This window comes from Wolbachia endosymbiont of Cylisticus convexus (genome assembly GCF_003344345.1).
In genome coordinates this window covers 1-12,503 of the sequence record NZ_QPIP01000051.1, presented here as the reverse complement: position 1 = coordinate 12,503, position 12,503 = coordinate 1, and the positions used below count along the sequence as shown (strand labels likewise).

Below are 12,503 nucleotides of genomic sequence, written 5' to 3'. Positions count from 1 at the left end.
GAAAAAGAGTAAGATATGGATTTATAGTAGTGAAGGTAAATAGTTATGACGTAAGGAAAAAGGTAATGGAAGCGTTGGATGAAGGAGAAAACTATTGCCAAGAGATTTAAGATCGGAAAAACAACTTTATATGAGTGGAAGAAAAGACGTGAGAAAACGGGAGATTTTCAGTCAAAAACGTGGGCTATAACCATAAAATTACCGACTGGAATGCATTTGCAAGGTGGCAAAACTCAGTCAGAGATGCTGGTGCAATATTAGTAGACAATCGAGCACTTAAAAATATAGGATTCACAAGACTTACGGATACAAAGAAAGAAATGAGGAAAAGCGAGCTCAATTTGTAAGGGTTATAGCGACAAAAGAACCTCAAAACTTAGTATATATAGATGAATCTGGTATTGATAATACCGAAGACTATCCCTATGGATATTGCCAGAAAGGACAGCCCTAAAATCTGGAATCAGCATGGTTGCAGCCTTAAGTGGAAGAAAAATAGTTGCTCCGTTAATCTTTGAAGGCCACTGCAATATGTTAATAAATGGTTTGAGCAATTTCTGACACCGATCTGGACAAACTTTGATAATGCTACTTTTCATAAGTCTAATAAGATTACCGAACTTGCTAAAGGGGTTGGTGCAGAAATTTTATATCTGCCTCCGTATTCTCCAGATTTTAACAAAATTGAGCATCATTGGTTTGCTATAAAAAACAGAATCAGGAACTCTATTCACATCTTTTCGTTATGCTGTTGATTCTGCTTTTCTATGAGCTTTTTGGACTGTTATGAGAAGGGCTATAATACTAAAATAACTCTCTAATCCGCCTTTTTAGCTCAATAAATGCCTTTATTAAACTGTATTCTTTTTTAGTTTTGTACAACTCATGAGAATTGCACACAATTTAGCATATAATTCACACTGTGTGGTTTCCCTTTTAGTTCATCAAGTCTTATATAGCTCTAAAAATAAATATAACAAATAAGATACCTATCTTAAATGGTTGCTATATTGGGTGTATTCTCTTAACTTGACGCGTATGCTTCAAAAAATACTCTGGATTTCCTTGAACAGCTAAGAAAAAGAATGCCCTTTCATTGTCAAAGAATTCAAACTGATAGAGGGCAGGAATTTTTTGCTTATGAGGTGCAGGAATGTGCTTAGAGAATGGAAAATTAAATTTCGTCCTATTAAGCCGTTTTCTCCACATTTAAATGGCAAAGTGGAAAGAGCACAGCGTACAGATTTAGATGAATTTTATAGTAGCGTTAACATCAAGGATCCTGAACTGCAAATTAAACTTAGAGGTTGGGAAGAATATTATAATAAACAACGTTCTCATAGTACTCTTCAAGGAAAAACTCCATGGCAAAGAACTAGAAAGTACAATTCCTTGTTTAAGTGAAGTGCAAAAAAATTATATCTTGTCAAAAGAGCCATTTGTCATGCAAAATTACAAGCACGATCAGAGGTTAAGATCACTTCAAAAATATAAAATCTCTTAACAGATTACCTATTTCGAGTTCAGACTTGATTTGACAAATCAGCTGTAATAACCTCTATGAATCACACACATAAAACTAGGCTCTGTGAACAAAATTTTAGAATAACCATATGAGTACTCTGATAAAATTCAAAAAACCCATAAAGACCTCAGCAGTCTTATCAAAACGAGAGAAAATGCGTTTAAAATTTTTAATTTTCCCGAAGAAGCACTCAATCAGATGCCGCTCTTTATAAATATGCTCATCATAATGTTTCTGCACTTTACGATTCCGCTTTGGTGGAATAACAACAGTGCATCCTTTGCTTTCAAGACTAGCAATAAAAGCATATAGCCTTTATCGGCTACTACAGTGGAGCTAGAGACATTTTTAGTCAGAACTGTGATGCCTGCGTTCCTTTGGCCTAAGGTCAGAATAAATTTGAGTGGATTTCCCAATGCATCAACAAGTGCATGAATTTCAGTTCTCCGCCCTAAGGCCTCTTGAGCCTGAGAATCTTTTCTATATCCAGCTGAACATGAATGAGATCTGATGATTGTTCCATCAATTATGGAGATTTCCAAATCTGGATCTTGTTGTGCATACTTAAGTAATTTTGCCAAAATTCCCTTTTCGCACCACTTTTTAAACCTCCTACGTATACTCCTGTAATTACCGTAAATTCTTGGTCATTGGCAGCCATTTTGCCACACTGCTTCCATAAATATTCTTAACTTCTCCTCATTTTTACTGTGTATTCCTTTTGTGCTCTTTAAAAATGCAAAAATTTGCTTCCAAATTTCCTTTTTTATGTGATATTTCATACGGTAACTTCTCTATATTTATGATCATTAGGTTAAATTACCGCTTTTTTATACTTCCTGCCCTCAATTAATTTGACCTGCTAACATTTTGTTCACAGAGCCTAGTGAAATTACCTCTTTCTTTTCTGTCTTAATTGATTGCTTTTTCATTAAAAATTCATTGAGGTTCTTTGATAAGCGAGTTATTTTATTCATTGTTGCTTCTCTCACTAAAAATGTATCTTGCAGAACTTATACCTTATTATTCTATCCTCTTCATTCTTATTTTTCCTTAACTTGACTCGTATGATTTGTTGAATACTCCCACATTTCCTAAAGACCACTAGAGACTATATCTTTCTGTATAATCTTTAAATGCACCTCTGTTAGAGTCAAAATGTAGCTTCACACTACCAATTGGTCCGTTTCTTTGTTTTGCAATAATCAGTTCTGCAATATTTCTAATTTTCTCCATTTTCTCTTGCCACTCTCGATGTTTATTACTCCCTTCATTTGGCTGTTTTCTTAATTCATAATATTCTTCTCTATAGAGGAACATTACTATATCTGCATCCTGCTCTATGCTTCCTGAATCACGCAAATCAGAAAGTTGTGGTTTCTTATCATCCCTCTGCTCAACAGAACGAGAGAGCTGCGATAGTGCGACAATGGGAATATTCAGTTCCTTTGCAATTGCTTTCAAACCTTGCGTCACTTCTGAGATTTCTTGCACTCTATTTTCATTGCTTCTCTTTGTTGTTCCTCGAATTAACTGTAGATAATCGATAAATACCACTTCTACATTGTATAGTTGATATAGCAGACGTATTCTGGTACGAAGGGCACTAATTGATAGTGCAGGAGTGTCATCTATGATGAAAGGTAATTCGGATAGATCCGTACTAGCATTAATGAATTCGTGTAATTCAAAATCACTAATTCTCCCAGTCAGTGCCTTATAATAACCAATGCCTGAATCTATAGTAATCAATCTTGCGGTCAATTGCTCTGCTGACATTTCAAGTGAGAAAAACGCTACGTAGTGTTGTTTATCTGTTCTTTTTTGCAAAATCTTACAAGCGTTAAGTGCGATGTTCAGCGCCAATGCTGTCTTCCCCATTGAGGGCCTTGCAGCTATAATTAACAGATCAGATTTCTGCAAACCACCAAGAAGCTGATTTAGATCTTGAAGTCCGGTTGTAATACCTAGAGCCTCTGGATTATTCTTCAGCTTGCTGATCTTCTCAACTACATCTTTAATTGAACTTGCAAGCTTTATATATGTCTTCTCACCTTGCTTTTTTACTGCTAAGTTGAACAATTTTGTCATTGCTTGCTCAATTTGTACCTGTGCAGGATTTTCAATGTTGTAGTTATAACTATCGTCAACTATCTCCTGCCCGAGCTTGATTAAGCATCTTCTTAAATAAGTATCACGGATTATTCTGGTCAAACTATAGATATCAAGTGCAATACTTGCCTTTGCAGCAAGCTTTGCTAAGTACTCAACTCCACCACATTCGGCAAATGCTTTATCATTCTCGAAAAACATCTTGAGGCTCAGTTCATTAGCAACTATACCGTGTTTTCTGGTTTTAGATATTTGGGTAAAAATGCTTTGATGTAGTGGATCATAGAAATTATCTGCTGCAATTATATCTTCGACTGCATCACAAATTCTATTATCACGAACCATTGCACCAATGAGCATTTGCTCGGCTTCTAAATTATGCGGTAATTTACATATTTCTTCTCTTGAATCAATAAGATTAGCTAATTCATTCATTTTAAGTTTTCAGAGTAATGATTGATTATTGTAGAATATTCAGTCCTTACTTGAAAGAGAAAAAATTTGACTAATCCTGTGTTGCTTATAGCATTAAAGTAGGCCCCTGTGGTGGAATGGTAGACACGGCAGACTCAAAATCTGTTGCTTGCAAAAGCATGCTGGTTCAAGTCCGGCCAGGGGCACTCAAATATTGGAAAATGCTTTATGTTACACAAGTTTTTTGATCGCTTGTTTTCTATTTTTTCTTCTATAAGTGCTATTCAAAAGATAAAGAAAGATGAAAATGGAATATGCTACGTAACGGGACTTAGGCGCTATTTGTCAGTGCTGCTTGATTTAATTATCATCGTTTTGTTCTTGCAGCTTTGCGGCCAAGCCTTAAGCCAACTCTTCATGAGCTCAGAGAGCAGTAAAATATTAGGCCAAATTGCCGCAAAATATCAAACGCAAGTGCCATTATCTGCAGAGGAAACAGCAATGCAGAGTAAACTCATTAAGCTACTAATCCTAAATCAAATAGTTCAATTCATTATGCTTTTTAGCTATGTGGTATATATGTGGATAAGGTTTGGTGCTACACCTGGAAAATTCTTACTTGGGCTTAGAGTTGTGAATGCACAAACTTTTGAGAAACTAACTCTAAAACAAGCAACCAAAAGATTTTTTTCTTTTATATTGTCAACAGCACCATTATTCTTAGGTTTCATATGGTCAAGTTTCGACAAACGCTGCCAAACTTGGCACGATAAGATTGCAGACACAGTAGTTGTCACAAATAATAGCCTTGAGCTTAGTAGGGTGAATTAAGTCTTACATATTATTTTTATGTTTTTGGAAAAAGTAAATAATTCAAAAGATTTTAGTAATTTTGCTAAATAAATTAAGTACGCTACTTGCTAAATACTTACCTAAATGGTATACTTAAGTTAACTAAGTTTATAGTAGATAAGGAATATGCCAAGTATCACACATGATCAAAGTATGGATTCTATTAGCGATAGTATTGTACAGATTAGTAATGGTGAAATAAAAGAGTCCGTAATTAAGGAACTAGAACCATTTAAGGACGCATTAAAAGCTCAAGGTTTTGATCCTAACGAGCTTTTGAATCAAGAAACTTCTGATCTAATTAAAATATGGAAGGATATAGAGTGTTTTAAGGATGCTAAGTTAAATAACGATACTGAGTTAAATGATGCTTCTGACCTTGCTGATCTGATAAAAGGGCAAATTGCAGGATTTAGTGAACAAAAATTACTAGAAATGTGTACTTTTAGCAAGATTTCCTACGGTAATGTGGATAGAAAATTAGAGAAAGGTAAATATAAAACTAAAAGGCAGCTTGCAGAAGAAGGTTATCAAATTATAAAATTTTACGACAATGAACTCATTGAAGACAAGTATTGCTTAGATACTGATTATAAGTTAGAACAACACGATGTCGGCTATGCTTTAACTGGTAGCAATTCATATAATCGAGATGCTGGTTATATTTTTATTAAAGGCGAGGAAGTGACTATAGCTTATCATGGGACTCGCGATTTGAATGATGTAAAGGAAGATCTTCGTGTATCTTTAGCTAAGTTGTCATTTTTACCTGAAGATCATCGTGTCCACTCTGGTTTCTACTCTTTATTCAAACGCTCTTGGTCCAGTGTGCACAAAATATTACAAGGGCATGCTAATGATCGAGGATTAAAAATTGAAGATTTAAAAATTAATGTTACAGGTCATAGCATGGGAGGTGCTCTTGCTAGTATAGCTGCTTTATGCCTTAATAAAACAGAAAATGCCGAAGATGTTCATGTTGCAACTTTTGGCTCTCCAAGAGTTTTCTATAATGGTGCTGCTAAAGTTTACAATGATTGTCTTGGAAGTAAGACTATTAGAGTAGCTTGTCAATCAGATCTAGTACCATGTTTGCCACACGGTAATGCTGGTATGCATTATAAGCATGTAGGTAAATCATTAAAACTGGAAACGGGTAAATCTTTAGAGTATTTGGAGCCACACTATCATAAAATTGATACCTATTATAACCTTATTCAGGAAGTGCAGCAGGAGAATTTTAAATCAGACAACAATCCATCTAAGTATCGTCATATTGCTTATATTTGTGGCCTATTTTACCATGCAGTTTTGTCATATGTCGATGTGAATGATAAGGAGTTCTTTAAAAAAGTTGAGGAAGAAAATAAAGAGATTAAGCTTTCTGAAATACCCATTGAATATGCTCCAAACGTAGAAGAAAAACTTAAAAAAGGAGAAGAAGAAGTAGCTAAGCTTACTAATGAAAAAACTCAATTAGAGGAAAGGTTAAATAGTATACAACAAAGTTTAGGTGAAAAAACTAAAGAGCTAGATGATGAAAAAGGAAAATTAACACAAGAACAACAGAAGACTAATCAACTCAATGATCAAGTAGATAAACTTACTGCAGAATTTAAAGGGACAAAAGATCAGTTTGCAGAAAAGAGAGCAGAGCTGGATGAACAAACTAAAAAAGTAACCAAGCTTAATAGTACTATAAAGGAACTTAAAGAAACAAATGCTGAGTTAGAAAGAAAGAAGAGTAATCTGACTAATCAATTGGAGAAACTTAAGTCAACAAACGCTAAGCTAGAAAAGAATGCTGGTAATCTGAACAATCAGCTCACAGAAGAAAAGAAGATGCTGGAGGAGGTAAAAGCTCAATTTGAACAAGAAAATTGTCATTTAGCTAATCAAGTAAAAGAAGTTGAAAAGAAATTCCAACAAACAGAAGCTCAACTTGCAAAGTCAAAGCAAAACCTAGCTGAAGAAACTAGTAAAGTAACGCAACTTAGCAAGGAATCTGATAAAACAAAAGCTCAGCTTGAAGAGAAGAAAAACGAGATTGAAGACCTAAATGATAAGGTAACTCAACTGACTGCACAAAATACTCAGCTGGAAGAGCAGCTGAATAGTACAAGGCAAGGGTTAACTGACAAAGTAACTCAACTCAAAAATGAAAATAACGACCTGAAGACAAGGCTACAGAAATCTGAAAATAAAAGTAGAGGACTAGAGAAGAATCTACAGAAACAATCTGAAAGCAAGAATGAAGAGCTAAACGAAAAATTCTTAAAAGCAAGAACTTACAGTAAAAGGCAAGGTAATTATGCCTCTACTTCCCTTGTGTTATTTGGGGCATTTTCTGTTGGGGCAAGTCTAACAATGATTCATTTAGCAATATGTATTTCGCTTGCTGTAGCTGCATTAACTTTTCTTGCAGTAGGGTGTTACTGTGCGTATAAGGCAAACACAGCACTTAATAATGTCGAAATCGAAAATGGTAGTTATAGAATAGCTGCTTAGTATTAAGTTACTAATTTAAATATTCTTCATTGCTAGTTATTATACCATCACTTTAATTTGGTTGTGTTTTACTAAAAAAACTTTAGATTTATTTTGTAATCGATACTTAAATATAATGACACAATCTTGGAATTTATTGCAGACAGGGCAAAAGGAAGGCTATAAAATTGCGTATACCAATACTCGTATTATCGACCCAGAAACTAAACTTGATATAAAAGGTTCATTATTGACTGAAGGAGATAAAATTGTTGATTTTGGCGAATCATTATTTTCAACAAGTGGAGTTGATGAAACAATAGACTGTGAAGGGCTTGTTCTAATGCCAGGCCTTATTGACATTCACGTGCATTTTCGTGAACCAGGTCAAGAGCATAAAGAAACTATACATACAGGCAGCAAATCTGCAGCTGCAGGAGGCGTTACAACTGTAGTTTGCCAGCCAAACACTGTTCCAGTGATTGATAATGTTGTCTTAGCTAAGTATTTGAAATATAGAGCACTTGAAACTTCACATGTAAATGTGGAATTTTACGCTAAAATCACCACTTCGGAAGAAAAATTAACTGAAATGGCACTTTTAAAGGAAGCAGGTGCAGTTGGATTCACCGATGATGGTATGCCAGTTATGAACCCAATGATTATGAGACAGGCGCTGCTTTATTCAAGTATGCTTGATGTTCCTATTGCTCAACATGCAGAAGATTTAAATTTATCTGCTGGTGGTGCAATTAATGAGGGTAAGATTTCTGAAGAATTGGGAGTAAAGGGAATCTTGAGTGCATCGGAATCGGTTATGGTAACTCGTGATATACTGCTAATGAAGGACATAGAAAATGTACACTACCATATTTTACATGTATCTTCAAAAGATTCACTTGATGCTATTAAACGTGCAAAAGATTTGGGATTAAATGTTACATGTGAAGTAACTCCTCATCACTTTACTTTAACTGAAGATATAGTAAAGCAACATGGAGCAATCGCAAAAATGAATCCGCCGCTTCGCACTGAAGAAGATCGTTTAGCTATGATTGAAGGTTTAAAAACAGGTGTGATTGATTGCATTGCAACCGATCATGCTCCGCATGATCTTAGTTCTAAAGATCTGCCACTTGAAAATGCTGCATTTGGTATTGTTGGCCTTGAAACAATGCTGCCCCTTTCACTTGAACTATATCACAGTGGACAAATGGGTCTACTTGATGTGCTTGCAAAATTGACATATAAGCCTGCAGATATCATACATATGCCACGTGGTCGCATACAGAAAAACCTTGTAGCGGACTTAATTTTAGTTGATTTGAATCATGAATGGGAAATTAAAGCTGACACTTTTGCTAGTAAGTCAAAGAATTCTCCTTTCGATGGACGCAAAGTGAAAGGGCAAGTAATACGTACCGTTGTGTCTGGCAAAACTGTATATTTACATAAGAGTTAGTTATTATAAATTGTGCTCTGAATTTCAATCAATTGTAAAGGTTTAATATAAGTGGTAAAATATAGCCACTGAATAAAAAATATATGCTAATTAGTACGACATCGAAACTGGAGAATGCATGTGAAGAGTTGATAGCAAAAGAGCCAAAATTTATAGCAGTTGACACGGAGTTCATTAGAAACAATTTAACCTACTACCCAAGATTGTCGCTAATTCAAATTTCTTACGGAGATAAGAGTTTTATTGTAGATATACTAGTACCAGGGATTGACTTATCGCTCATTGAGAAGATAATGCTGAATCGAGACATAACCAAAGTTTTTCATAGTTGTCGGCAAGACATAGAGTCCCTATTAACTGTGTTTAAGTGTATTCCTACTCCTATTTTTGATACTCAAGTTGCTGCTATGTTTTGTCATTATTATCATGACTTTATTGGTTACTCAAAAGTAGTAGAACAATATCAAGGGATAGTGCTAGATAAGATTAAAGCTAAAAATTCAGACTGGTTAGGTCGTCCACTGTCTGAGGACCAATTAGACTATGCAATAAGCGATGTGGTACACTTATATGACCTACACCAAATATTGTGCAGTAAACTTGAAGAAAGTAATAGGATGAGTTGGTTTCAAGAAGAGATGGAATTATTGGTTGATATAAATAGGTATTTGCATAGTCCAAAAGATGCATGGAGGAGGATTAAATTTAATTATGAAGCAAATCCAAGGTTAATGTTAGTTGTTAAAGCAGTGAGTGAGTGGCAAGAGACTTTAGCACAACGCTATAACATCAATCGTAATAAAGTAATTAATAATGCTGTAATAATTGGCCTTATTGAAAAAAATGTGGAGCGTATTGACGAGATTTTAGATGACCTTAAGAGGAACACAAAAAATATAAAAGAAGAAGATTTATTAGAATTTATGAATATTTTCGACGAGAATGAGAAGGAATTTGTGCAGCAAAATTATACTTTGTCAGATAATTATGATAAATCTGTCTTTGATATACTCTCGATTATTTTAGAGAGCAAATGTAAGGAAAATAACATATCGAGAAAGTTAGTTTCATCAAAAGATGAGTTAGCTGGATCAATATCTGGGAAGATAGATAAATTATTCAAGGGATGGAGATATGATTTTTTCGGCAGATCAGTAGAATCGTTTTTGAACGCAGGCTCAAGGTTTGAAATTTTAATGGTAAAATCTGCGGATAGTACAGCTAAAATTCGGAGTAATCTGGTGGAAAATAACCGTATCACGTGCTGAAGTCTAACGAGTTTATTATATCTTTCACTTGAGAAAAAACATTTGCGCTGGTATCGATAATGAAGTCACTCATTTGCCTTTTTTCTTCAATAGGTAGCTGAATACTGGACATTAGATCCAGCTTTTCTTTATCCATATTACGCTCACTGAGCCTTTTAGCTTGCACAATGCTATCTGCATGGATGAAAACAATAAAGTCGCAATATAAACGGAATCTAGTTTCCAGCAGGAGTGGAATGTCCAAGACTAAGAGCTTCCTATCGGTCTTTTTTTCCTGAGCAATAAAAATTTCTAATTCATTTCGCACAGCGGAATGCACTAAAGACTGGAATTGCTTCCAATTCTCATCATAGGCTAAAAAATATTTAGACAACACTGTTCTATCAATTTTCCCATTTACTACTACCCCAGAAAACTTTTCCTCTGCATAACTTATTATGTTTTCGTCCACTTTATAAAGCTGGCGCACGACAGAGTCGGCATCAAACACAATGGCACCAAATTCTTTAAAGCAATTGGCTACAAAGCTCTTTCCGACTGCGATTTCACCTGTTAGACCTATTATCATATAGCAAAAGACTTCTTAAAGAGAATATGTGCCGTAGCTGTTATGTCTACTTAAAACTGAATGTATGTGCATTAAAAGAAAAGCTATTATTTTTTTAGTAATCAAGTAAAATAGAGTGAAAGATTAAGAGGAAATTTTGAAAAATAAGATAAAAAAGATAGTGATTTCAGGGAAAGAAGTGTGGCCAATCATCGAGGGCGGCAAAGGCATTGCAATCAGTGATGGAAGATCAAGTGGGGCATTTGCTGCAGCAGATGCTGTTGGTACGTTTTCTGGTGCAAATGCTAAACTTATCGATGACAACGGCGAGTTAGTACCACTGATTTATAAAGGTAAAACAAGAAATGAAAAACATAAGGAATTAATTGAGTATAGTATCGAGGCTGGAGTTAGTCAAGCAAAAATAGCGAATGAAATATCAAAAGGCTGTGGGAGAGTACATATGAATGTGCTTTGGGAAATGGGGGCAGCAGAACAAGTGCTTCATGGCATATTAGAAAAAGCAAAAGGCTTAGTTCATGGCATCACTTGCGGTGCTGGTATGCCTTACAGACTCGGAGAAATTGCAGCTAAATATCAAGTTTATTATTACCCTATTATTTCATCGGTACGCGCTTTTAAAGCATTATGGAAACGTGCTTACCAAAAAGTATCTTCCTTTTTACTTGGTGGAGTAGTGTATGAGGATCCGTGGCTTGCTGGTGGTCACAATGGCTTGAGTAATAGTGAAGATCCAGAATTACCGCAGGCTCCATTTGAAAGAGTTGCAGAGCTTAGATCTTTCATGAATGAGATTGGTCTTTCTGAAACGCCAATTGTTATGGCGGGGGGAGTGTGGCATTTGAAGGATTGGGAACATTGGTTTGACAATTTACAAATCGGACCAATAGCTTTTCAATTTGGCACTCGTCCACTTTTAACAAAAGAAAGTCCGATTTCTACAGAGTGGAAAAAGAAGCTACTTACTTTAGAAGAAGGTGATGTATTTTTAAATAAATTTAGTCCAACAGGGTTCTACTCATCTGCAGTAAAAAATAACTTCATACATGAGCTACAGGAACGGAATTCGCGCCAAATAAAATTTTCAGAAAGTGCAAGCGGAGAGTTTAATGATGAATTTGCAATTGGTAGCAGAGGTAGAAAGATTTACCTTACTGCAAAAGGCAAAGAGCTAGCAAATACATGGACTAAAGCAGGTTATACAGAGGCAATGAAAACTCCAGATACGACTGTTATTTTTGTGACACCAAGCAAATTTGCGGAGATAAGACAAGATCAAATCAATTGCATGGGATGTTTAAGCCATTGCCTGTTTAGTAATTGGAAAGATCACGGTGACCATTCAACAGGACGAAAACCAGATCCAAGGAGTTTTTGTATACAAAAGACACTGCAAAACATTATACATGACGGTAATATTGAAAATGAACTCATGTTTTCTGGACACAATGTGTACAGATTTAAGCAAGACCCATTTTATGAGAATGGCTACGTACCGACAGTCAAAGAACTGGTGGAAAGGATATTGGTTGGATTATGATTGATTTGACAAGTAAACTTTACTTTGTTATAATAAATATTTATTAATTTAATCTTAATATTTAGGAGAACTTTTATGCATAATAGTGTTTTAGAAAGATATGCACTTGCCTATATCAAAAAGTCTGGCAGTAACGATAATGTTAAAGAGTTTTTACAGTATTGTAATAATGCACGGAATTTGACTTGGAATGAGCAAGGGTTCGACAGAATGTATGGAGAATTTACACCTAGCATTCCAACTTGTAGGCACAGTACAAGAGCTGTCTCTTATAC

The 12,503-nt window shown here is 35.2% G+C and carries 10 protein-coding genes, 1 tRNA gene and 4 pseudogenes; 10 read left to right on the top strand and 5 right to left on the bottom strand.

Annotated features, from left to right (window positions below):
- Positions 1-65: 65 nt before the first annotated feature.
- Positions 66-212, top strand: a pseudogene (locus tag Wcon_RS13035) (IS630-like element ISWpi11 family transposase); the annotation flags it as partial.
- Positions 213-266: 54 nt separating this feature from the next.
- Positions 267-771 (top strand): annotated as a pseudogene (locus Wcon_RS06105) (transposase); the annotation flags it as partial.
- Between the two features lie 36 nt (positions 772-807).
- On the opposite strand, the pseudogene Wcon_RS12045 reads toward Wcon_RS06105, so the two are convergent.
- A pseudogene (locus tag Wcon_RS12045) lies at positions 808-961 on the bottom strand (IS4 family transposase); the annotation flags it as partial.
- Positions 962-1,155: 194 nt separating this feature from the next.
- Here Wcon_RS12045 and Wcon_RS12040 point away from each other — a divergent pair.
- A complete protein-coding gene (locus tag Wcon_RS12040; protein WP_237350077.1) occupies positions 1,156-1,404 on the top strand; it encodes an integrase core domain-containing protein in 249 nt (82 codons plus the stop codon).
- Between the two features lie 315 nt (positions 1,405-1,719).
- On the opposite strand, the gene Wcon_RS11445 is transcribed toward Wcon_RS12040, so the two are convergent.
- From Wcon_RS11445 to Wcon_RS06085, 3 genes are all read right to left on the bottom strand, one after another.
- A complete protein-coding gene (locus tag Wcon_RS11445; RefSeq protein ID WP_179947493.1) occupies positions 1,720-2,106 on the bottom strand; it encodes a hypothetical protein in 387 nt (128 codons plus the stop codon).
- Between the two features lie 66 nt (positions 2,107-2,172).
- On the bottom strand, positions 2,173-2,307 hold the full coding sequence (locus Wcon_RS12540; RefSeq protein ID WP_255565520.1) for a hypothetical protein: 135 nt from the start codon (positions 2,305-2,307) through the stop codon (positions 2,173-2,175).
- Between the two features lie 322 nt (positions 2,308-2,629).
- On the bottom strand, positions 2,630-4,072 hold the full coding sequence (locus Wcon_RS06085) for a replicative DNA helicase (protein WP_047759538.1): 1,443 nt from the start codon (positions 4,070-4,072) through the stop codon (positions 2,630-2,632).
- 102 nt (positions 4,073-4,174) lie between these two features.
- Between Wcon_RS06085 and Wcon_RS06080 the strand changes: the two genes are divergently transcribed.
- From Wcon_RS06080 to Wcon_RS06060, 5 genes are all read left to right on the top strand, one after another.
- Positions 4,175-4,257 (top strand) — tRNA-Leu (locus tag Wcon_RS06080).
- 22 nt (positions 4,258-4,279) lie between these two features.
- Entirely contained in the window at positions 4,280-4,882 is a 603-nt protein-coding gene (locus tag Wcon_RS06075; protein WP_114517592.1) for an RDD family protein, read from the top strand.
- Between the two features lie 147 nt (positions 4,883-5,029).
- Positions 5,030-7,411, top strand: a complete 2,382-nt coding sequence (locus tag Wcon_RS06070; RefSeq protein WP_114517590.1) for a lipase family protein — start codon at positions 5,030-5,032, stop codon at positions 7,409-7,411.
- Between the two features lie 115 nt (positions 7,412-7,526).
- Positions 7,527-8,852: a dihydroorotase gene (locus tag Wcon_RS06065; RefSeq protein WP_114517589.1), complete on the top strand. Its 1,326-nt coding sequence runs from the start codon at positions 7,527-7,529 to the stop codon at positions 8,850-8,852.
- An 83-nt stretch (positions 8,853-8,935) separates the two neighbouring features.
- Positions 8,936-10,120 (top strand): ribonuclease D, encoded by a 1,185-nt coding sequence (locus tag Wcon_RS06060; RefSeq protein ID WP_114517588.1) that lies wholly within the window; start codon positions 8,936-8,938, stop codon positions 10,118-10,120.
- On the opposite strand, the gene coaE is transcribed toward Wcon_RS06060, so the two are convergent.
- The gene (gene coaE, locus Wcon_RS06055) at positions 10,110-10,688 is read right to left on the bottom strand and encodes a dephospho-CoA kinase (protein ID WP_114517587.1); all 579 of its coding nucleotides are present in this window, start codon (positions 10,686-10,688) and stop codon (positions 10,110-10,112) included. The genes Wcon_RS06060 and coaE overlap by 11 nt on opposite strands.
- 136 nt (positions 10,689-10,824) lie before the next feature.
- On the opposite strand from coaE, the gene Wcon_RS06050 reads away from it, so the two are divergent.
- Both Wcon_RS06050 and Wcon_RS11230 read left to right on the top strand, forming a co-directional pair.
- Positions 10,825-12,228 carry an NAD(P)H-dependent flavin oxidoreductase gene (locus Wcon_RS06050; protein WP_114517586.1) on the top strand — a complete coding sequence of 468 codons (1,404 nt, stop codon included), beginning with the start codon at positions 10,825-10,827 and terminating at the stop codon, positions 12,226-12,228.
- Positions 12,229-12,303: 75 nt separating this feature from the next.
- Positions 12,304-12,503, top strand: a pseudogene (locus tag Wcon_RS11230) (hypothetical protein); the annotation flags it as partial.